Below are 21,566 nucleotides of genomic sequence, written 5' to 3'. Positions count from 1 at the left end.
CGGCGGATTATCGCAATGAGCCAAAGCCAGAACCTGAGCCAGACCTTCCTCGCGATCACACGCAACAACACCGACTTGGAGTGGCTGCAAGGGGCGCTCGCCCCTTTGGGCCGAGTGATCAGCGCCGGTGGCGGCAACCTCGACGAGCTCCTGACGCTGGTGGACGTGACCTTCGCCAGCCTGGTGTTCGTGGGCCTGGACCATGAGCATGTGGTGGCCCAGAGCGCGTTGATCGAAGGTGCCCTGGAAGCCAAACCGATGCTGGCGATCGTGGCCCTGGGCGATGGCATGGACAACCAACTGGTGCTCAATGCCATGCGCGCCGGAGCGCGGGATTTTGTTTCTTACGGCTCGCGGTCCAGCGAAGTCGCCGGCCTGGTGCGACGCCTGAGTAAACGCCTGCCGACCGTGGCGCCGAACCCACAACAGGCTCAACAAGGTAGCCTGACCGTACTTTACGGCGCACAGAACAATGCCGACGGCGCGTTGCTCGCCAACCACCTGGCGCACGTGGTGCAAAAGAGCGGCCAGCAAACGCTGCTGCTGGATCTGGGACTGCCCCGCGGCGACAGCCTGGCGCTGCTGGGGCTGGAGAGTTCGTTTCATTTCGGCGATGCCTTGCGTCACCTCAGGCGCCTCGATGCAACGCTGATCGACAGCGCCTTCACCACCTGCGACGCCGGGCTGCGGATCCTCGCCTACGCCAGCAACGATGAACCGCTCGAACAGACCAGCGCCGCCGAGCTGTACATGCTGCTCAGTGCCTTGCGCCAACATTTCCAGCACATCGTGGTGAACCTCACCGGCCAGTCGGACAGCGAAGCATTGCGCACCTTCGTCAGCCATTGCGACAAGTTGCTGTGGTACACCGATCAAAACGTGCTCGACTGCCGACGCAACCTTGAGGTGCTCAGCCGCTGGCGCGAAAAAGGCCTGAAGCTCGACCACGCCAGATTACTGGTGGACCGCTACCTGCGCAGCGTCGCGCCGGACTCCGACACCTTGGGCAAAACCTTCGGCATGGAGGTGATCGCGGTGTTTGCCTACAGCCCGGAAGTGCGGCTCAACGCCAAGAATCAGGGGCTGAGCCTGTTCGAGCTGGCCCCGCGCGAGGGCCTGACGCAAAGCCTGCGTGCCCTCGGCGAATGGCTGGCCAAACGCTCCGAAAGCCTGGATAAACCCAAGGCCGGCTGGTTCAACCGGTTGAGGGGCGTGCAATGAGCGGGGAAAAACTCTTCGGCGCGCCCTCGCACGGGCCGACCGGCAATACCGACCACGAAGGCCTGAAGCTGGTGCTGCACCGCTACATCATCGACGCCATCGAAGAGTCCGGGAAAAACCTGCTGGAAGGGTCGCGGCCCATGCTGTCGCAGTTCGTCACCGACAAAGTCGCCGAATACATCGCCCGTCTGCACCTGGCGATTTCCCGCTACGAGATGGAACGGCTGGCGGAAGAAATCGTCGACGAACTCACCGGTTTCGGTCCGCTGGAAGTGCTGCTGCGCGACTCGGCGGTGACCGAGATATTGGTCAACGGCCCGCACCGGGTGTTCGTCGAACGTGAGGGAGTGTTGCACCTCAGTGACCTGCGGTTCATCGACGACCACCACGTCGAACGGGTCATGCAACGGATTCTCGCGCCCCTGGGCCGACGGCTCGATGAGTCTTCGCCGATGGTCGATGCGCGCTTGCCCGATGGCAGCCGGGTCAACGCGATCATCCCGCCGATTGCCCTCGACGGCCCGTGCCTGTCGATTCGAAAATTTCGCAAGGACATGCTCAAAAGCTCCGACCTGATGGCGATGCAAACCATTGACCAGGCGATCTTCGAGTTCATTCAGGAGGCCGTGGGCAAGCGTTGCAACATCCTGGTCAGCGGCGGTACCGGCACCGGCAAGACCACACTGCTGAACATTCTCAGCCAATTGATCGCCCCTCACGAACGGCTGGTCACCATCGAAGACGTCGCCGAACTGCAACTCGGCCATCCTCACGTGGTACGCCTGGAAACCCGACCGCCGAATGCCGAAGGCCACGGCGAAGTGAAGGCCAGCGACCTGATTCGCAACGCGCTGCGGATGCGCCCGGACCGGATCATCCTCGGCGAGATTCGCGGCGTCGAAGTGGTCGACGTGCTCACCGCCATGAACACCGGGCACGACGGCTCCATGAGCACCGTGCACGCCAACAACGCCCAGGATGCGCTGTTGCGCCTGGAGACGCTGGTGGGCCTGACCGGGCGGCTCATCGCCGAACGCACCCTGCGGCAAATGATCTGTGCGGCGCTGGACGTAGTGATCCAACTCACGCGCCTGCCCGATGGCCGCCGCTGCGTCAGCGAAGTGGTGGAGGTCGTCGGTATTCGTGACGACGTCTACGTGACCAACACCCTGTTCCGCTTCGACCGACACACCGGCCGCGGTTTTCTGCGCGAGGCGGCCAACCCCGCCGGCGACAAACTGCGTCGCGAGTCGGCGCTCTCACCCTTGGCGTATTGAGGGTCACGGCATGCTCAAACCGGCGCTGCTCATCCTGCTTTGCCTGACGCTGTTGGGGGTGTCGATCCGTTTGTTCTACAACAGTCTGCGCCAGGCCGGCATCGACCGAACCCTCGGCCGCCTGACCCAAGGGCAACCGCAACTGACCGTGGCGAAATCATCCTGGTCTGGCCTGGAACGGACCTTTCTACGCGCCGGCCTCGGGCGCCCCACCGAGCGCATCGGGTCGTGGCTGCTGCTCTGGGCCTTGGGCGCCCTGCTGGGGTTTGCCCTCGCGGGCTGGATCGGTTTGTTGATGTTGCTACTGGTGCCGCCCCTGGCTCTGCGGCTGTACATCAGCTGGCGATATCAGCGGCGACTCAAGCGCATGATCGAACAACTGCCGACGCTGCTCGACCACACCGTGCGCAGCCTGAAGTCCGGACGCACCCTGGCCGATGCTGTGCTGGGCGCCATCAACGCCGCCGAAGCGCCACTGAAAGACGCCATGGGTCGGGTTCAACGCAACGTGCACTTGGGCGTCAGCCTGCCAGACGCCGTTTCAGACCTCGCCGAGCTGTATGAGAAAGACGAGTTTCGCCTGTTCGCCCTGGGCCTGAAGGTCAATCACCGCTACGGCGGCAATGCCAGCGAGCTGTTTGAAAACCTGATCAAAATGATCCGCGAACGAGACCAGGCGGCGCGCCAACTGCGCGCCATGACCGGCGAAACCCGCGTCACGGCCGTGGTGCTGGGGCTGATGCCAGTGGGGCTTGCCGGTTACTTTTTGGTGTCCAATCCGAAATACCTGTTGGCCATGTGGAACAGCGGCTCGGGACAAATGATGCTGGCGACCGCGTTCGGCTTGCAGGTCGTGGGCTGCCTGGCGCTGTGGCGCATGTTGCGAAGCGTATGAAAATCGCCCTGCTGATGAGCGCACTGTTGTTTCTGGCGGCCACGCTGTTGCTGCTCAGTGGCCTGCTGGACCAGCACCGGCGTGCGCGCCAGGTAGCCCAACGATTGGACGGCAAACCGCTGAGCGACCATCGCGTCAGTCACTGGCTACAACTGCTGGGCGACAGCCGCATCGGTCAGCGTTCGATCCAACTGGACAACGAAACCCAAACCCTGCTCAACCGCCTCGGCTGGCGCAGCGCCCGACAACGCTCGCTGTTCGCCGCCTGCCAGATCGGCACACCGGTGCTGGCGTTGGCCCTGTGCCTGTTGATTCAGGGCCTGTTCTTCCCGCAGGTGAACAACCACTGGATCACTCCAACCCTCGCCACCGCCCTCGGCTACCTGCTGCCCAAACGCTTACTGGCCGCCGCCGCGCAGCAGCGGCAAAAACAACTGGCGATCGAGGTATCAACCTTCATTCCACTGCTGCGCATCCTGTTCGAATCCGGCATGGCGGTGGAACAGTCACTGCGAGTGTTGAGCGTTGAAGGCAAACAACTGCTACCGACCCTGACCCACGAATTGCGCCTGATACTGGCGCGGGTCGATTCCGGTCTGGAACTGGGCGAAGAACTGAACAAGGCCACCCAATTGCTCGCGGTGGACGAATTCACCGACACCTGCGTGATCCTTCAACAACTGATTCACCAAGGCGGCGGCGCGATGAAATCACTGCTGGCGCTCAAGCTGCTGCTCGATGACCGACGCCTGACACGCTTGCAGGAATACATCTCCAAAATGTCCGCGAAAATGTCCGTGGTGATGATGTTGTTTCTCTTCCCGGCATTGCTGATCGTGCTGGCCGGACCGAGCTTCACCGCGCTGGCGCGGGCCTTTGGTTCTTGAAAGACCGGTGATCCTGCAGGAGCGAGCCTGTGGTGAGGGGCCCGCTCCTGCCAGGGGTCAGCTGTGTGGCGCGGCTTTTGGTACGTCGACGTTATCCAGCACCCGGTTCACCGCCAGCTCGGCCAGCATGATCACCTGCTGAATCGCCAGGAGCGTATGCCGCTGCGGGGCGTCGACATAGGCTGCAATGTCGCTGGTCATGACGCTGGCCGAGGCCAGGGATTCGCAGACATGGGCCAGCAGGCTTTCGTTGTCCATGTCCGGGGCGACCTGAAACATCCTGCTTGGCTTGCGGCCTTCGGGTTGTTTGGGTGGTGGTTTTAGGTAGTGGTCAAGCGCGCGTTCGGCGGCTTCGTTGAGTTTTTTCGAATCGAGGGATTCGTAGGGCGAAACGTCGTCAGTTTCAGGGGGATTCGGGGTTGCTTTGAACATGGTGACACCTCTCAGATTTGAAATGGAGCCACATCCAATTGCCGCGACGCAATTTTAGGTGGCAACTGTACGCGGGTTCGCGGACCGAGATCTGAGTAACTCGACATACCCGAAGGTATCCCGCGCACAGTCGCCATAACACGAAACGACAGACACAAAAGTGCTGTTGCTAGGTGGAGCGATTATGCATCAGATCAAAGGGCCGCGACGCCCAGACGCTGAATTGTCAGCGACGGACAAAGGCTAGAGATTCCACTTCCGACGGACAACCTGAAAAACATGTGGGAAGGTTCTGACGTTTTTACCGACCAATAAACATCGTTGCCTGTAAGGCCACCATCGCGAGCAAGCCCGCTCCCACAATGGAGCGGCGTACACCCGCCCCTCACCACTCAACAGGCCGAGCGTTAGCTCGCCTGCCGCTTTTGATCTTGATCCACCCGCCCCTTCGGGAGGCCTCGTTCCGGTGTTCATCTGGGGATTGGCGCGCAGCGCCGTTCGACGCAGTCGAACACATCGCATGTAGGTTGAAGCGAAGCCAACCGTAGGGCGATGCCCCCAGATGAATACCGGAGCGAAGGAACCCCGAGCCTTAGCGAGGGGCCGTACGTTCGGGGCGAGACCTTTTGGTTACTTTTGGGGCGTTTGCCAAAAGTGACCCGCTGTAAGAGCGGAACCCTAAGTGGCCGTTACCGCAGAAATGGATATGTACCCGGTCAACAAGAACATGGTCGGCCCAAAGGCCGCCAAGATCAAAAGATCCAGAAACTCAGTGCGCAGAAACCCGCCGCCCCCCGGCATTCCCGGGCGACAACGCCAACGCCACCTGCGTACGATTATGCATATGCGTCAACCGCAACACCTGCGACACATAAAGCTTCACCGTGTTCTCGGTAATCCCCAACTCACAGGCAATCTGATAATTGGTCTGCCCCTTGCCCACCAACTGCGCCACCTCCAACTGACGCGGCGACAACTGATTGAACACCGCCGGCATCCCCACCACCCGCTCCGGTTCACCGAGCACACCCTCAACCGAACCTGACACAGATTCCGGGGACGCTCCCCGACGAACCTTGTCCAGATCCTGATAAAGCTCATCGATCGATTCACAAAGGTACTGCAGCTTCTGACTCAAATGCCCCAACTGCAGATTTCTCTGCCGCTCCTGCAAGGCCACTTCCTGACGCTGTAAACCTTCGAGCAACTCAGCCAGATCAATCGGCTTCTGATAGTAATCGGCGAACCCGGTACGCAAGGCCTTGATCACATCCTGCTTGTTCGCATGCCCGGTGAGCATGATCGCCTCGAACGCCCGGTGCTTGCCGGACAACCGCTGCAGCGCCTGGACGAGCTGAATGCCATCCATGTCAGGCATCTGCAAATCACACAGCACCAGGCCGATATTCTCGTCTTCGCTGAAACGCTCGATCGCCTGATTTCCGGACCGACAAGGAACACAGCGATAACCATTGCGTTCAATGAACTCGCAAAGCTCTTCGACAATCAACGGCTCATCATCAACCACAAGAACTTTTACTGCCGAGGTAAGCTTGTTCACGTGCCACTCCATGCCAAGTCTGGCTTGGCTGCTCCTGCACCGACACCACAGGCTGTACAACAACTGTTTTGAAAGTAGACGCACTTTCCAACTATGTACATAGAACAGGGGACGCCTGCGATTAATGCATCCAGGCCAGTGTGAGCAGCACACCCACCAGCACGAACGGCGCAAAGGGCTGCTTTTTTGACGCGCCAGGCTCCAGGTAACGAAGACGCGCTCTAAGCCTCTGCCCCATATGCAGCCAGAGTCTTGGCGCCAGCAGCAACCAGAGCACACTGGCCACCCCGGCGCCGATGAAACCGCCGAGCAGGTGCGTACCGTCCGTCGCAAGACCCAGCGTCGCCATCAGCTTCACGTCGCCTGCCCCCATGCGTCGCACTGCATAACCGGGCAAGGTGAAGGCCAATGCCAACAACAAAGCCCAGCCGCCCTGCACCGCCTCGGCCCCCAGCCAAGTAGTCCCTGTCCACAACAGATAGATAAGCGCCAGCACACCTGCGCCAACGGTCAGGCCATTGGCGATGTGGCGCTCTCGGGCATCCTGTGCTGCGCAAAGCGTCAGCCAGATGAGTAGGACAAGGCTCTGCATCCGGTAAAAAACGTCCGTTTTGGCTGAATGATTCTATGCTGACACTACGCAGTAATTGTCAGGGTAGACGTACTCATGAAAACAGGCCTCCCCCGCCAACAAAAAGGTGCCGTGGCGATTGAGTTCGCTCTGGTGTTCGTGATTTTTTTCGCCGTGTTTTATGGGTTGGTCAGTTACAGCCTGCCGCTGTTGCTGATGCAATCGTTCAATAAGTCCACGGCCGAAGCGGTGCGTCGCAGTGTGGCGCTGGACCCGAGCACCGCCAATTACGACACGGTGGTCAGAAACATCGCGACCACCGAACTGACCCGGCAGCTGGCCTGGATTCCCGCCGCGCTGAATTTCAACGTGGCCACCGACGCCAGCGCCACCTACATCGGCGGCGTGCTGACGGTCAGCATCAACTACCCCACCAGTAAACTGAATCAAGTGCTGCCGTTCCTGGTGCTGCCGGGAATCGGCTCGGTGCCCAATCTGCCGGCGACCCTCACGGCCCAATCGAGTCTGCAGTTTTGAGCTCCGGGGACAAACTCTTCGGGCGTCTGCTCAATCGTCACCCGCCACAGACCCCGAACACGCCAGACCCTGCGAGCGTGCAACGTGTCGGCTTGCAGCTGCATCTGAATGATGAAGGTCGAGTGATTCAACTGAGCGGTCCGTTGCGGCATCTGCTGGCGCAACAAATACCCGACGCGCAGTCACCGCACCTGCTCGATTACCTCATGCCCCATAGCGCCCTGTCGGTCGAAGGCACGCCAGCCGAGTGGCAGGGACAAAACCTGGACCTGGATTTTTTCAGCCTCGCCGGACAACCGCTGCACCTGCGCGGTTGGGTGCAGCCGTTGGGCGAAGAATGGTTGTTGCAGTTGATCGACATCGGCGACCTGTTGCTCGAACGTCGACAAGCGCGCAGTCGTGAACAGTGCCAGTTGCTCGCGGCGCAGGTCAGCGAACAGTTGCGCCTGTGCAGCCTGACGCGCCTGCCCGAGGTACTGGCCGAACAACTGCAAGGTCTGGCCCAGCGTTTCCAGATCCCGTGCATGGCCATGGCCTTGCTCGATGAACAGGCCGAGGGTTGGTTGATTCACCAGCAGTACGCGGCCTTCGATGCACCAAGGTTGTGGGAAACCCATCAACGCCTGGGCACCGGCCTCGACAGTTTGAATGGCTCCGTTCCCCAACAACTGACACCCAGCGAGCATCCACGCCTGCAAAGCATCTTCGGCAATGCCGAAGGCTTCGCGGTGCCGTATCGCAATGCCCAGGGCGTGGTTGCGTGGTTGCTGTGTGGTTTCTACCCGGTGCAAGAACGTGCCCCCGACTTGAGCGAGCGCGACTGGTTGCAACTCACCGCCGCCCTGGCCGGGCCGCTGCTGGAGCGCTTGCGTGAACATCAACACCATCTGCAACTGGAGCGACTGGAGTCTCTGCAAGCCTTGCTCGGTACCGGTTGGTGGGAGGTCTTCAGCGACCACGCCGAGGTGCAATTGGCGCCGTCGCTCGCCAGTACGCTGAACCTTGCGAGCACTCGTTTTCCGCTGCACGACTGGCTCGAACAGATTCATCCCGCCGACCGTGAAGAGCTGACGATTCGCCTGCAATCCTTGCAAGACGAAGGCGCACCATTGCTGTTGTGCGTACGGCTGCATCGCCCCGACACGACGCAAACGCCAATCTGGTATCGACTGCAAGGCCAGGCATTGGGCATCGGTAAAAACCGCCGGCTGGTGGGCTTCATGCTCGATATCAGCGACATCAAGAACCAGCAGCAGAACGCCGCTGCCGCCCATGCCCGGCTGGACAACCTGATCGCCAGTTCACCGGCGGTGATCTACGTGCAGCGCTATGTCGAAGGGGCGCTGCAACCGACGTTTTTCAGCGACAGCCTGTTGCCATTGCTCGGCTGGTCGCTCGACGATTGCGCCGCCGGTGCGCTGGTGGAGCGGGTCCATCCCGAAGACCGCGACAGCTATTTCGAGCGTACCCGGCAACTGCTGCGCGAGGGTTCGGTGCGCGCCCGATATCGACTGCGCGACAGTCGCGGCGATTACCACTGGCTGCTCGACGAAGCCAAACTGCTGCGCGATGACCTCGGGCTGCCGGTGGAAGCCGTAGGCCTGTGGCTGGATGTCACCGAGGCGACCCTGGCCAGCGAGAAAGTCAAACAGAGTGAAGAGCGCTACCGGATCCTGGTGGAAGACTCTCCGGCAATGATCTGCCGCTACCGCCCCGACCTGACGCTGACCTTTGGCAATCGACCGCTGGCCACCTACCTGGAATGCCAGCCCGAGCAGTTGCCGGGGGTGAACCTGGGCAACTGGATGTCGCCGGAACAGCGCGAAGCGTTCCTTCAGCGGCTCAGTCGGCTGAGCCCGGAGTTCCCGGTCAGCACTGCGGAGATCAACCTGCAACTGCCGGGACGGGAACATGCCTGGTGGGTCTGGTCGGATCGCGGGGTGTTCGACGACCAGGGCCGTTTGCTGGAAATTCAGGCCGTGGGCCGCGACAACACCGAGGTCAGGCGCGCCCAGCAGCAGCTTACCCAGAGCGCGAAAATGGCCACCCTCGGCGAAATGGCCACCGGGCTGGCCCATGAAATCAATCAACCGCTGAATGTGATGCGCATGGCCATCGTCAATGTGCTCAAGCGCCTGAGCAATGGCGATGCGCAAATCGATTACCTGACCGACAAGCTCAACCGCATCGACGCGCAAGTCCAGCGCGCCGCGAAGGTGGTGGATCACATGCGGGTATTCGGCCGGCGTTCGGAGATCGAGCAACAGCCGTTCAACCCGGCTCAAGCCATCGAGGGCACACTGGCGCTGCTGTCCGAAGGCCTGCGCGGCAAAGGTATCGAGCTGCGGGTCAGCGAGAGCGGTTTTGATGTGCAGGTGCGCGGTTACATCGACCAGCTGGAACAGGTGCTGATCAACCTGATGGTCAATGCACGGGATGCGCTGCTGAGCAAACGCGAGGCCGACCCGGCGTTCAAACCGTGGATTTCGCTGTATGCCGAACGTGATGAGCATTTGGTGCGGCTGTGGGTCGAGGACAACGGCGGCGGCATCGACCCACGGTTGCTGGAACGGATTTTCGAGCCATTCTTCACCACCAAACCGGTGGGCGTCGGCACCGGGCTCGGGTTGTCGGTGAGTTACGGTATCGTCGAGAACATGGGCGGACGGTTGAGCGTAAGAAACGCGGCCGAGGGCGCGCGGTTTTGTATCGAGCTGCCGATTGTCACGGGCGATCAGATCACCAGCGACGCGCGCCCTGAGTGACAACTGAGGTTGGCGCCAACGTCGACCTTGTTCAAGTCGACCCCAAGGCTTATCAGCACAGTGTTGATCAGACTGTCGAGCAACGGGTTGAGAACGCCGTTGATTGCGCTGACCAGCAAACTGGTCACGCTGCTCAGGATCACCCCCAGACCGCCGACGAGACTGCCCGACGGGCCATACATATCGACGTGAAGGTTGACCGGGGTGTTGAGCAAGTTGCTGACAATGCTGCTGGTGGAAAATGAGTAGTAAAACGGCGGCTGGTTGATGTCCGGCAGGCTGTTGGCCGGTGGTGCGGAGTAGACATGGGGCATGTTGGTGTTCGCCGCCACACTGGTGTCGGCAACGACATCGATGCCACCACCGACGCCAGGTACACGCGGATCGCAGGTGATGGGCACGAACAAAAACCTGCGACAGGTTTTGATGCCGATATCGATCACCTTCAGCGGCTGCACCGTGACCGCCGGCGGTGTGGTGTTGCTGCCGAACATGCTGGCGGCATCGATCCGACCGATTTTCAGGTTCACCAGCGATGTACTGGTGTTGGTGGTCAGGGTTTTGCTGGTGTTGCTGACGCAGCTGTAGGCCGTGACGTAACTGTTGGCACTGGCGACGTCCAGCGCCACGTCGAGCCGAATCGGCCCTGGTAACACGATGATGTCGGGGGTCTGGCAGGGCACGCCGATGGCACAGGTCAGTGAATTGAGCACCGCCACCAGGTCGAGATTGAGCAAGGCGTTGAGGGTGTTGGTCAGCGGCCCTGCCAGGTCCGCCGCCGCATTGACCAGCGCCGCGATGGCGTCCAGCGCCGGCAAGTCGATCGACAACAACGTGCGAAGCTGTGCGGTTCTCACGTAGATCCGATTGGGCCCCAGCGGATCCAGCGCGGCGTTTTTCGGATTGCCGATCGCGGAGAGTTGCGGCGGCTCCAGCACCTGCACCCGGGCGGTGATTTGTGCCAGCCCCGCCAGATTGATCGGTACCGTTGCCACCAGACCGTTTTGCTTGTTGGCCAGTTGCACGATGCCTTCGATCAGGTTGAATACGCTGACGTTGGTCGCTACCGCTGACATGTTGCTGCCGTTCTCGACGTGCAGCAGATTGCCCAGCGTCACCGTCGTGGTGCCCGCGGCCACCTTGAGTGCTTGCAGACCGACAATGGTCGCCGTCGCGCCGAGGGTGCCACCGGGGTCCAGCACATTGACGGCGGTCTGGATCAATTGGCTGACGGCCACCGAAGCGCCCAATACCTGGTTATACCCGGCGGCGTTGAGGCCGAGGTCGACCTTCAGTCGATCAAGGTAACCCAGCAGGCTGATGTTGGTGTTCACCAACCCATCCCACCCTGCCACGGACACGTTCAGACTGCCGCCGAGTAAACCGCCGAACAGCGCATTGAGGGTGGCCGACTTGCTGCTATCGATGCTCAGCGCTGTGGTGCGCAGGGTCAGCGATGCCAGCGGTGGCGGCAGCCCCGCAACGGCGGTCGCCGTCAGGTTGAGGGTGGCCCCGGCCGGCGCACCGCCGAACAGAGCGCCAACGCCACCGGCGAAACTCTGCGGCACTGAATGACTGACGATCACCCGAATGGCTTCGCTGCTGCTTGGGTTAGCCACAAAAACCCGAAGACTGTTGGCGTCCAGGCTCAAGGTGCCACAGGCTACCGCCAGGCTGCGCGTGGGGTCAGGAAGGGTGAAGCCGTTGCGGTTTACGCTGGCGGTGGCATAGGCGGTAGCGCTGGCACCCACGGCGCAATCACCGTTGCGCGTGGCAGCCTCCAGTGCGGCCATGTCGGCTATCCGCTGCAAGCTGCGTTTTTCCAGGTACAAGCGGCCACTGTCGACCACGATCAGCAGGAACACCAGGGCCATGCCGAGGGTCAGCACCGCCATCAAACCGATCGCTCCCCGTTGCCGGGCCGGGCTACGAAACTGCAAGCAGGGAGACATGGCGCACTCCTTTGCCGGCGCACCGCCGAGGGCTACCTCCATTGATGAACAGCAGTGTAGACAAGGGTTTGGCAGATTGCTGGCAACTAGCCACCCCACCAACAAAAACTCCCTGTGGGAATGGGCTTATTGTGGGGCGTGTGTGGCGAGGGGGCTTGCCCCCGTTGGGGCGCGAAGCCCCCCCTAAAACCAGCAACCACAATCTTGAACTTAGAAAGTGGTGACTGTTTTTACGACTGCTTCGCAGCCGAACGGGGGCAAGCCCCCTCGCCACAGGCTCGCCCTACAGGGGGCTGTGGTGTTGGTTAGTTCAGGGTTCAGCGCGGTGGATAGTTAGCCAATATGCGCCCGACCGTCTCGCGTATCGTATTGCTGCGGTCCTCTGGCTTCGGTGTGCGGCTGAGGGTTTGCTCGTCGCTACCACGCCACACCAGTTTGCCGTCCTTGCCATCGAGCAGGTCGATCTGGATGGTCGCCACCTTGTAGCTGACGTTGCGGGTTTCGTTGTACATCGGCCCGCCCCAATAGCCGTTCCATGGACCACCATAACCACCGCCATAGGAGGTGGTCACTTGTTGCTGGCGATCTTCAACGATCAGGTAGGTCTGCACCTTCAGGTCTGCGTTGGCGCCAGCGGCGGTCGGACGCAAGCCACGCTGATCCAGTTGATCGGCAACGGCCTGGCGGATGCGTTGCTCGGTCAGGTCACTCTTGATCCGTGGGTCGTCGGGGCGGTATTGCACTGCGGGCTCTTTCCAGCTCCAGCTGCGGTAGGCGGCAAAGTCGCGGCTGGCATCGAAGTCATGATTGACCTGGTTGGCGGCGCAGGCAGTGAGCAGCGCGGCCATGGCCAGTAAAGCGAGACGGCGGAACATGATTTTTCTCCGATAGAAGACATGCGCCTGCGGGGGCTTCCTGATCAGGAAGCTAACTGGGAGGATACGCCGACAGGGCCTTTTCGACAGCTGCGCGCAACGCATCGGCACGTTCGCTCTCGTTGCCTTGACTGCCGGTTTCGGCACTGGCGCTCCACACGGGTTGACCGGTGCTCGCGTCGAACAGATCGACCCGCACCACCACAACCTGTACCTGATAAGTACGGACGACCGGCACGCTGTTGTACATGCCGTAACCCGTGCCGTAGCGGTTGTAACCACCGCCGTAATACCCGCCGCCATAGCCATAATCATCCTGAACCTGGCGCAAGCGGGTTTCCAGATGCAGGTCGGCGCTGACCAACAGGTCCGCCGGGCGGTTGTCGTGCAGTGGGCGCAAGCCGCGCTGGTCTAGGGCATTGCTGACGACTTCGGCCACCTGCTCCGAATCGGCCCAGGCCGTGCCCGCAGGCAGGCGCCCGTTGAGCCAGGCCCAGCTGCGGTAGCGACCGAAATCCCGCGGCGCCGCCGGGTAGGCGCTGCGGTCGAAAGTGCCGGCGGCCTGGGGCGGTGCCGGTGGCAAGGGATTGGACGTCGCGATGTAAGGGTTGCTGCCCTGACAGGCCCCCAACCCGAGACAGATCGCCAGTAAACCTGAACGACTATTCATTGCGCACTCCGGTCAGATCGGCCGACAGATCCAGTGCAAGTAGCGCCCAAGCCCGGCGAAGCTTGGGTGACGGCGATGAGCCAGTTCCATTTCCAGCAAGTCGAGCAGTTCGGCGCGGGCCTGGAATTCCACCGGCATGTAGTCATGAAAAACCCGCACTCCACTCTGGGTTTCGACCCGCCACAGCCCCTCAAGTTGCGCCGCCAGTTCCCGTGGATCAAGCGGCTGCTGTGGGGTCAGGCTCTGCTTCTCGCCGGCCATGTCGTTCTTGCGCATCTTGCGGAAGTGGCCCTTGAGCAGGTTACGGTAGATCAGCGCATCGCGGTTGTAGAACGCCAGGGACAACCAGCCGTCCGGCTTCGTCAATTGATGCAGTACCGGCAAAATCGCATGGGGTTCGGCCAGCCATTCCAGCACGGCATGACACAGCACCAGGTCGTAGGGTTCGGTGAGCTGACCAAGCAACTCCTGCCACGGCGCCTGAATGAATGTCGCGGTCTGCCCGGCTTCGGCGAAACGCTGGCGAGCACCTTCAAGCATCGGCTCGGCGGGTTCGGCCAGGGTCACCTGGTGACCGCGCTGGGCCAGCCACAACGACATGTGGCCCAGGCCGGCACCGATGTCCAGTACGCGCAACGGGCGGTCCGGCAGGGTTTCGGCCAGGTCGGCCTGCAGCACTGCGAGGCGGATCGCCCCTTTGGCGCCACCGTAGATTTTTTCAGCGAAGCGGGTTGCCAACTGATCGAAATGACGGTCGCTCATCAGCTGAACCGCCGTTCGCTGTCCGCGAGCTTGCTGCGCACCACTTCATTCATGTCCAGCCCCAACTCGCTGCACAGCAGCAGTAAATACAGCACGATGTCGCCGATTTCCTGCCCGGCATGGGCCAGTTTGTCCGCCGGCAACTGGCGCGACTGGTCTTCGGTCAGCCACTGGAAGATTTCCACCAGCTCGGACATTTCCACGCTCGCGGCCATGGCCAGGTTTTTCGGGCTGTGAAATTGCCGCCAGTCATTGCGGTCACGAATGGCGTGCAGGCGTTCGGTCAGTTCAACAAGGTTCATCGGGCTCTCCTGAAGGCGTATAGCTTCAGGGGGATGGCGGGTGAAGGCAAGTGGCAGCGTTGTGCCTGCGTACTTGCGCCATACTCAAAAAAATCGCAGCCTTCGGCAGCTTCTACGGGAACCCGGGAGCACGATCGATAGCCCAAGGCTCGGATCTGGCAACCACGCCACCACTCCATCAGGACGAACACATGCAGGTAGAAAGCTTTTTCGAATGGCTCGGCCAGGCAATCGGTTCAGTCATTCGCTTTATCATCGATGCCCTCAGTGGCCTGTTCAATCTGTTGAGCAACGCCAGCAAAAATTTTGTCGATGGGCTGGCCCAGGCATTGGGCATGGACACTTCGATCATCAGCATCATCACGTTGATCCTCGGGCTGATGCTGCTGTGGGCGGCGATCCGCGCCTTCATGAACGTGTCGATCATCATGGGGATTATCTGGTTGCTGCTGGGGTTGTGGTTGCTGAGCTGGATCATTCACTAAGGCTGCCACACAGGCTCGCTTCCACAATGGATCGATGCAGATTCCGAGTACGTCGCTACAATGCAGGCGCCCCCAAGGAGCCTGCATGTCCAACCTGATTGCCGACTGGCGCGACCGTCCGACCCATCGTCGTGTCTGGGCGCTCGCCGCCCCGATGATTCTCTCGAACATTTCCGTACCGCTGGTGGCGCTGGTCGACAGTACCGTCATCGGTCACCTGCCCTATGCTCATCAGCTCGGCGCCGTCGCGGTGGGCGCCAGTCTGTATACCTTTCTCGCCTGGGCCATGGGCTTTCTGCGCATGGGCTCCACCGGGTTCGCCGCCCAGGCTGCAGGGCGTGGGGATGGCGCTGCGTTGCGGCAGATTTTGCTGCAAGGTCTGTTGTTGGCCATGGGCCTGGCCATTCTGTTGGGGGCGTTGGGCGTGCCGTTGAGCGGGGTCGCGTTGCACTTCATGCAACCGTCGGCGGAGCTGGATCAACTGACCCGCGAGTTTTTCCACACACGGCTGTTCGGCCTGCCGGCGGCGCTGGCCAGTTATGCGCTGGTCGGCTGGTTTCTCGGCACCCAGAATGCCCGGGCTCCGCTGGCGATTCTGCTGAGTACCAACCTGGTCAACATCGCACTCAACCTGTGGTTTGTGCTCGGCCTGGAGTGGGGCGTGGTCGGCGCGGCACGGGCCTCGGTGATCGCCGAGTGGACCGGCGCGCTGATCGGCCTGTTCATGACCCGCAAAGCCCTGCGCGCCTATCCCGGCCATATTGCCTGGGCCGCGCTGGCGTTGTGGCAGAGCTGGCGCCCATTGTTGGCGGTCAACCGCGACATTTTCATCCGCAGCCTGGCGTTGCAGTCGGTGTTCTTCCTGATCACCGTGCAGGGTGCACGACTGGGCGACGCCACGGTCGCCGCCAATGCACTGCTGCTCAACGGCCTGTTGCTGACCGCCCATGCGCTGGATGGTCTGGCCCACGCCGTGGAAGCCCTGTGCGGACACGCCATCGGTGCTCGCGACCGTGATGCCCTGCGCCGCTCACTGGTGGTGGCGTGCGGCTGGTCGCTGGTGGCAAGCCTGGGGTTTGCCTTGCTGTTTCTGTTCGCCGGGCACCTGTTCATCCAGATGCAGACCAACATCCAGAGCGTGCGCGACACCGCCTTCATCTATCTGCCTTACCTCGCCGCGCTGCCGCTGATTGCGGTCTGGAGTTACCTGCTCGACGGCCTGTTCATCGGCGCCACCCGCGCCCGGGAAATGCGCAACGGCATGCTGTTGACGGTGATCCTGCTACTGCCCTTCGCCTGGATGCTGCAAGGCTTGGGCAACCATGGACTGTGGATAACCTTCCTGCTGTTCATGATGCTGCGCAGCCTGACCCTTGGCACATTCGCCTGGTACTTGCGCAAGAACGACGGCTGGTTAAAAGGATAACGAGCGACACACCTTCAACCCGTTCAGGGTTGATCGTTCTGCCACAGGTTGCGCAGGCTATCGAGACGCTCCTGCTGGGTGGTTCCCGATAACGGCTGCCCCGGCACGGCGTCAGGGTGCTGCAAGCGCAGCCATAACCAGCCATCGAGCACCGGGCGCTCACTGAAACCCAGCGCCAGCCCTTCCTGCAGGTGAGCCCACAAGCTGTTGTAGTCGGTGCCGGTGGATCGGCTCCAGCGCCAGGCATGCTGCTCCAGCAGGCAGGTCTGCAAGCTGTCTCGTTGACGCGAGCTGAGGTTTTCTTCGATGGCCAGCCGCCTGACGGCAAGCCGTGGATTGAACAACTGTTGCCAGCCCAGACAGCCAATGGCCCGATCGGCCCAAGTGCCGCCGAACCAGCGTAACTGATCGATCGGACCGAGCCAGCGACTCAGCTCCTGCGCATCGCAGGCATCGAAAAAGTAACTCGCCGTTTGAGGGTTGTAGTAACTCAACAAGGCCCGGTGATGCAGGCTGAAGGTGACGGTGAGCATGCGGCGCAAATGCTCCAGCAGCTGTGATGAAGAGGCGTCGCTGACCAGCAGCAACCCGCTCCATGTGTGTGGCTCACTTGAGTACAGCTCGGCGAGTGCCGGGCATTCGCGAAGGTCGACCAACACTGGCCCGTGCTCACGCAACGGATGAAACTCGGCGCCTTCGAACAGCCAGAACCATCGGACATGAGCAAACTGTTGCCGCAACATCGCACCGGCCTGAGGCACGCCCGGTACATCTAGCAACAGCCATTGCGGGGGCGAGTCGGGCGCCTGAACGGCAATCATGCCGCACCGCTCTGGCCAAGCTGCGTCGCTGCCCGGCAAGTGCATAAGGATTGCGCGCAATGACTGAAACTGCCCCCACCTGGCAGCAGACACAGGAGTACCAAGGGTTCGCTGGATTGCAGCAAGCCCAATAAACCATCAACCGCGCGGCTGGCTTCAGTGGTCGAGGCGGATAGCCGGTCGGCCATGGCTGACTCTGCGCGGGACGGTGCTCCGGGAAGAAATCCGCTGATCAAGGGTTGATCAGGATCACCTTCGATAAAGCTCACCAGCACTTGCGTGCCCTCACTCAAGGGCAGGACACCCGCGCTTTCCAGCTCGCCAGACAACGGCAACCAACAGTGGCTGGGAGCTGAGCCTTCGCCCTGATAAAGCCAGTCAAACTGCACGGCAACCGATCTGCCAGGATCGGGGCGAGATTCACCGACGTCGACTACCCATCCCCTTTGCAGGCTGTGCATCCTGGGTTTCACAACGGGATGAGCCGCAATGAAAGGCACCTCCTGCGTAACGACGCGCAGCTGGTTGCGATACAAAAAATCCGGTTGTTGTCCTCCCTGATGCTCGACATGGGTCACTAGCCAGAGACGATTCCAGTCCGCATATGGATGACCGGACAACGGCATCAGTTGACCGCTGCGCAGCGTCGGCAGGTTCGTCTGCCCCTCGGCAATCTGCCCGCAACCATGAAGCTTGAACTGATGCACTCCCGGTCGTTCGCTCTCATCCTCGAAGCCCCTCTCTTCGCCACGGCGAAACTGCCCCGGACCGTCGCCCAAGACCAGACAATGCCCGCACGTACGGTGCTCGAAGTAGTAATGAAGCCGCTCCTGGGCGCATAGACGCTGGAAAAACTGCAGGTCCGACTCCCGGTACTGCGTGCAGAAATCACGGGACGGGTAATCACCGCTCAAGTCGAAACGACGATCCTTGCCGGCAATGCCGTGCTCCTTGAGAACCTGGGCGAGAATGTCCGGCACCGAGCGATCGCTGAAAATTCGCTGATTGAAGCGCTGGGCCAGGCAAGCAAGCCTGGGGCCCAGACGCACACGACAAAGCCTGGGCTCATTGCCATGGCCGGGTTGAACGAGGCCAAGCAACTGTCCGTGAATACCCTCCCCCTGCGGCCCGAAGTGCAAAAAGGCCGAGCGGTACAGCAGGCTTGCAAGGTCCAGCGTCGGGTCATCGTTCAGCAGATCCACGTCGAACGCAAAAGGCTCGCTGATCGCTTCACTACCGGTAAAGGCCAAGACCTCAAAGGGGTCGGCAAGACCCGCTATATCCAGACGAAATGACGGCTCGTTGACTGAATCGAACATCGGCGATTCTCTACAGGAGGGGCGGCCGGGGATTCTCGCTGAGAGACATGGCCGAGTAGAGTGCCGAAGTACAACTTAGGAAATGACCTACGTGAAAAGAAGACCACATCGCTTGGATTGCTCGGTATGTGGGCTATTTCGCGTGACAAAAGAGAAGCCCCGCACCAGGTCATCTGAAATTTCCGCAACCTACGGAGAAATTTCAGACAACCTGATGGGCGCGGTGCCTTACTTCAAGAAGACAGGTAAGACGAACGGGTCAGGCCCAGACGCAAGGCATCGAGGAACTGGGTGCGCTCGCTGGCGCTGATGCGGGCACTGGCGCACTTGTCGCGGTAGTGGGTCATCAGCTCTTCCGGCGACAAGTGCACGTAACGCAGCATGTCTTCGATGGTGTCGTGGGTTTCGATACCGGCGTGGTAAACGCTGCCGTCAGCATTCTGATAGATGTTCACCGAGTCGGTGTCACCGAACAGGTTGTGCATGTCGCCAAGAATTTCCTGGTAGGCACCGACCAGGAAGATCCCCAGCAGGTAGTCTTCACCCTCGTTCAGACCGTGCACCGGCAGGCTGGTCTCGATGCTCTGCTCGTCGACGTACTGCTTGATCTTGCCGTCGGAGTCGCAGGTCAGATCTTGCAGCACGGCACGGCGCAGCGGCTCTTCGTCGAGACGGTGCAGCGGCAGGATCGGCAGGACCTGGCCGATGGCCCAGGTGTCCGGCAGGCTCTGGAAGACCGAGAAGTTGCAGATGTACTTGTCGGCCAGTTTGTCATTGAGTTCGTCGAGCACCTGACGGTGGGAACGCTGACGGGCCTTCAGCGAGTTGTGCAGGCGGCGGCAAACGGCGAAGTAGCATTGCTCGGCCAGGGCTTTTTGCGCCAGGGTCAGCTTGCCATCGGCGTACTGGGTGGCCACGTCGCTCATGTAGTGCGTGGCGCGCCAGTAGGTCTCGGTGACCATTTCGATGTCGGTCGGGCCGAGCAGGTCAACCAGCCACTGCACGGTTTCCGGCAGTTCTTCCTTGTTGTCGATCTTCGGCACGTCGTCGTTGTGTTTCTCGACGTCGGTCACCTGCACCACCAGCATCGCGTGGTGGGCGGTCAGGGAGCGGCCGCTTTCAGAGAAGATGTTCGGGTGCGGCAGACTCTGCGCGTCGCAGAACTCCTTGAGCATCCCGACCACGACACCGGCGTAATCGTCCATGTCGTAGTTGATCGAACTGGCGTTACGCGAGTGAGTACCGTCGTAGTCCACGCCCAAACCGCCGCCGACGTCGATGTGATCAACCGGCAGGCCAAGGTTGCGCAGTTCGCCGTAGTAACGAATCGCTTCCTTGAAGCCGTGCTGGTAGTCCGCCAGGTTGGCGATCTGCGACCCCATGTGGAAGTGCAGCAGGCGAATGCCCTGGTCCAGGCCAGCGGCACGGAAACGCTCGACCACCGACAGCAGTTGCGCCGCCGACAGGCCGAACTTGGATTTTTCGCCGCCGGTGTCTGCCCACTTGCTCGACGCCAGGGACGACAGACGCACACGCAGGCCGACCTGTGGCTTGACCTTGAGCGACGCCGCTTCTTCGATCACCAGACCGACTTCGGATTCTTTCTCGATCACGATGAACACGTTGTGGCCCAGCTTCTGGCCCATCAGCGCCAGACGGATGAACTCACGGTCCTTGTAACCGTTGCAGACAATGGTGCCGCCCTTCGGCGCCAACGCCAATACCGCCAGCAGCTCAGGCTTGGAGCCGGCTTCCAGACCGATCGATACGTTCTGGGTAGCGATGATGTTCTCGATCACCGCTTCCTGCTGGTTGACCTTGATCGGGTACAGCGCGGTGTACTTGCTCTGGTATTCCAGGCGCTCGATGTTGGCGTCAAACGCACCGGTCAGCTGACGCACGCGGTCTTGCAGGATGTCTGGGAAACGCACCAGCAACGGCAAGGACAAACCGCTTTTGCGCAGTTGGTCGACTTGCTCGAACAGGTCGATAGGCGAACTGGTCGGGCCGTTCGGACGAACTTCGACGCGACCGGCGTCATTGATCGCGAAATACCCGGCCCCCCAATGGCGAATCCCGTAAACACTGCGGCTGTCCGCAACTGTCCATTGGCTGCCATCGTCTTTGCGTGTGCGTCTTACGGACATCGAAGTCCCCTATAAAGAAGTCATAGAGCGTCGCCTTGAGTTCAGGCCGGCGCAGTCTAAAGAATGAAAATGACGTTTCGTCAACGAGGGGGTAGACCTCGCTGACCGCAGTGAGTTTAGAAACCGGTCATGAACAGGCTCTGTGAAAACCATGGAGACGACGCCAGACCAGAATGAAATCAGGACTGGATCAAGCCGCGGGTGGTTTTCACAGAGGCTGCTAGCCGCCGGACTTCTTCGCTTTGAAACCGTGTTTGATCAGCTCAGCCAAGAGTAGCTCGACATGATCGCCCTGGATTTCGATGATCCCGTCTTTCAACGCCCCACCGGTCCCGCAACGTTTCTTCAACGTGGTGGCCAGTTCCTTGAGCGCGTCTTCGGCCAGCGGCACGCCGGTGATGGTCGTCACCGTCTTGCCGCCACGGCCCTTGCTTTCGCGACGCACGCGAGCGATGCCGTCGCCGGCCGGGATAACGGTTTGTTTGCAGATGCAGGCATCCACCGGTTTACTGCATTCCGGGCAATGACGACCTGCGTCGGTGGAAAATACCAGGCCACCAAGGGCGGCGAAGGATGCGGCTTTTTTGGCCACCGGCAATCCTCTTGGGAGGACAAAGACTGATCGCAACCTTGGGCAAGGTTATCGACCGCGAAGCCCCAC

Annotated in this window: 20 protein-coding genes; 8 read left to right on the top strand and 12 right to left on the bottom strand. The window is 61.1% G+C overall.

The features are described from left to right. The first annotated feature begins 15 nt into the window (after positions 1-15). From PSH69_RS03145 to PSH69_RS03130, 4 genes are read left to right on the top strand one after another with little or no spacing between them, the layout of a single operon-like run. Positions 16-1,221, top strand: coding sequence for a pilus assembly protein (locus tag PSH69_RS03145; RefSeq protein ID WP_305411012.1), 1,206 nt, complete (start codon positions 16-18; stop codon positions 1,219-1,221). Further along, complete coding sequence (locus PSH69_RS03140; RefSeq protein ID WP_305411011.1) at positions 1,218-2,498, top strand: CpaF family protein; 1,281 nt, start codon at positions 1,218-1,220, stop codon at positions 2,496-2,498. The genes PSH69_RS03145 and PSH69_RS03140 overlap by 4 nt, the downstream gene beginning before the upstream one ends. 10 nt (positions 2,499-2,508) lie before the next feature. Then, complete coding sequence (locus PSH69_RS03135) at positions 2,509-3,393, top strand: type II secretion system F family protein (RefSeq protein ID WP_019582288.1); 885 nt, start codon at positions 2,509-2,511, stop codon at positions 3,391-3,393. Continuing rightward, positions 3,390-4,280 (top strand): type II secretion system F family protein, encoded by an 891-nt coding sequence (locus tag PSH69_RS03130; protein ID WP_305411010.1) that lies wholly within the window; start codon positions 3,390-3,392, stop codon positions 4,278-4,280. The genes PSH69_RS03135 and PSH69_RS03130 overlap by 4 nt, the downstream gene beginning before the upstream one ends. Before the next feature lie 57 nt (positions 4,281-4,337). Here PSH69_RS03130 and PSH69_RS03125 read toward each other — a convergent pair whose 3' ends face one another. The 3 genes from PSH69_RS03125 to PSH69_RS03115 all read right to left on the bottom strand — a co-directional run bounded on the left by PSH69_RS03125 (position 4,338) and on the right by PSH69_RS03115 (position 6,865). After that, positions 4,338-4,712 (bottom strand): DUF6124 family protein, encoded by a 375-nt coding sequence (locus PSH69_RS03125; protein WP_086944033.1) that lies wholly within the window; start codon positions 4,710-4,712, stop codon positions 4,338-4,340. Between the two features lie 769 nt (positions 4,713-5,481). Further along, positions 5,482-6,273, bottom strand: a complete 792-nt coding sequence (locus PSH69_RS03120) for a response regulator transcription factor (protein WP_305411009.1) — start codon at positions 6,271-6,273, stop codon at positions 5,482-5,484. Positions 6,274-6,394: 121 nt separating this feature from the next. Further along, positions 6,395-6,865 (bottom strand): prepilin peptidase, encoded by a 471-nt coding sequence (locus PSH69_RS03115; protein WP_018928404.1) that lies wholly within the window; start codon positions 6,863-6,865, stop codon positions 6,395-6,397. Between the two features lie 75 nt (positions 6,866-6,940). On the opposite strand from PSH69_RS03115, the gene PSH69_RS03110 reads away from it, so the two are divergent. Both PSH69_RS03110 and PSH69_RS03105 read left to right on the top strand, forming a co-directional pair. After that, positions 6,941-7,381: a TadE/TadG family type IV pilus assembly protein gene (locus PSH69_RS03110; protein ID WP_305411008.1), complete on the top strand. Its 441-nt coding sequence runs from the start codon at positions 6,941-6,943 to the stop codon at positions 7,379-7,381. Further along, on the top strand, positions 7,378-10,146 hold the full coding sequence (locus PSH69_RS03105) for an ATP-binding protein (RefSeq protein ID WP_305411007.1): 2,769 nt from the start codon (positions 7,378-7,380) through the stop codon (positions 10,144-10,146). The genes PSH69_RS03110 and PSH69_RS03105 overlap by 4 nt, the downstream gene beginning before the upstream one ends. Here the strand turns inward: PSH69_RS03105 and PSH69_RS03100 are convergent. The 5 genes from PSH69_RS03100 to PSH69_RS03080 form a co-directional block, all read right to left on the bottom strand. Next, positions 10,116-12,098: a pilus assembly protein TadG-related protein gene (locus tag PSH69_RS03100; protein ID WP_305411006.1), complete on the bottom strand. Its 1,983-nt coding sequence runs from the start codon at positions 12,096-12,098 to the stop codon at positions 10,116-10,118. The two genes, PSH69_RS03105 and PSH69_RS03100, sit on opposite strands and share 31 nt — an antisense overlap. A 317-nt stretch (positions 12,099-12,415) precedes the next feature. Then, a complete protein-coding gene (locus PSH69_RS03095; RefSeq protein WP_305411005.1) occupies positions 12,416-12,973 on the bottom strand; it encodes a DUF4136 domain-containing protein in 558 nt (185 codons plus the stop codon). A 52-nt stretch (positions 12,974-13,025) separates the two neighbouring features. Next, positions 13,026-13,643: a DUF4136 domain-containing protein gene (locus PSH69_RS03090; RefSeq protein WP_305411004.1), complete on the bottom strand. Its 618-nt coding sequence runs from the start codon at positions 13,641-13,643 to the stop codon at positions 13,026-13,028. 12 nt (positions 13,644-13,655) lie between these two features. Then, a complete protein-coding gene (locus PSH69_RS03085; protein ID WP_019582282.1) occupies positions 13,656-14,405 on the bottom strand; it encodes a methyltransferase domain-containing protein in 750 nt (249 codons plus the stop codon). Beyond that, positions 14,405-14,707 (bottom strand): MazG-like family protein, encoded by a 303-nt coding sequence (locus PSH69_RS03080; protein ID WP_008011269.1) that lies wholly within the window; start codon positions 14,705-14,707, stop codon positions 14,405-14,407. The genes PSH69_RS03085 and PSH69_RS03080 overlap by 1 nt, the downstream gene beginning before the upstream one ends. Positions 14,708-14,898: 191 nt before the next feature. On the opposite strand from PSH69_RS03080, the gene PSH69_RS03075 reads away from it, so the two are divergent. Together PSH69_RS03075 and PSH69_RS03070 are read left to right on the top strand one after the other, a co-directional pair. Further along, positions 14,899-15,192: a hypothetical protein gene (locus PSH69_RS03075; RefSeq protein ID WP_305411003.1), complete on the top strand. Its 294-nt coding sequence runs from the start codon at positions 14,899-14,901 to the stop codon at positions 15,190-15,192. Between the two features lie 85 nt (positions 15,193-15,277). Beyond that, complete coding sequence (locus tag PSH69_RS03070) at positions 15,278-16,618, top strand: MATE family efflux transporter (RefSeq protein WP_305411002.1); 1,341 nt, start codon at positions 15,278-15,280, stop codon at positions 16,616-16,618. Positions 16,619-16,641: 23 nt separating this feature from the next. Here the strand turns inward: PSH69_RS03070 and PSH69_RS03065 are convergent, their stop codons facing one another. The 4 genes from PSH69_RS03065 to PSH69_RS03050 all read right to left on the bottom strand — a co-directional run bounded on the left by PSH69_RS03065 (position 16,642) and on the right by PSH69_RS03050 (position 21,497). Next, positions 16,642-17,439: a DUF4123 domain-containing protein gene (locus tag PSH69_RS03065; protein ID WP_305411001.1), complete on the bottom strand. Its 798-nt coding sequence runs from the start codon at positions 17,437-17,439 to the stop codon at positions 16,642-16,644. Beyond that, the gene (locus tag PSH69_RS03060; protein ID WP_305411000.1) at positions 17,436-18,758 is read right to left on the bottom strand and encodes a contractile injection system protein, VgrG/Pvc8 family; all 1,323 of its coding nucleotides are present in this window, start codon (positions 18,756-18,758) and stop codon (positions 17,436-17,438) included. The genes PSH69_RS03065 and PSH69_RS03060 overlap by 4 nt, the downstream gene beginning before the upstream one ends. Before the next feature lie 233 nt (positions 18,759-18,991). Next, positions 18,992-20,905, bottom strand: a complete 1,914-nt coding sequence (speA, locus tag PSH69_RS03055) for an arginine decarboxylase (RefSeq protein ID WP_018928415.1) — start codon at positions 20,903-20,905, stop codon at positions 18,992-18,994. A gap of 220 nt (positions 20,906-21,125) precedes the next feature. After that, entirely contained in the window at positions 21,126-21,497 is a 372-nt protein-coding gene (locus PSH69_RS03050; protein WP_007914613.1) for a translation initiation factor Sui1, read from the bottom strand. Positions 21,498-21,566 lie beyond the last annotated feature (69 nt).

The sequence above is a fragment of the Pseudomonas sp. FP1740 genome (assembly GCF_030687165.1).
In the GTDB taxonomy this organism is placed as follows: domain Bacteria; phylum Pseudomonadota; class Gammaproteobacteria; order Pseudomonadales; family Pseudomonadaceae; genus Aquipseudomonas.
The sequence above is the reverse complement of the archived record's forward strand: the minus strand, read 5'-3'. Positions and strand labels throughout refer to the sequence as shown.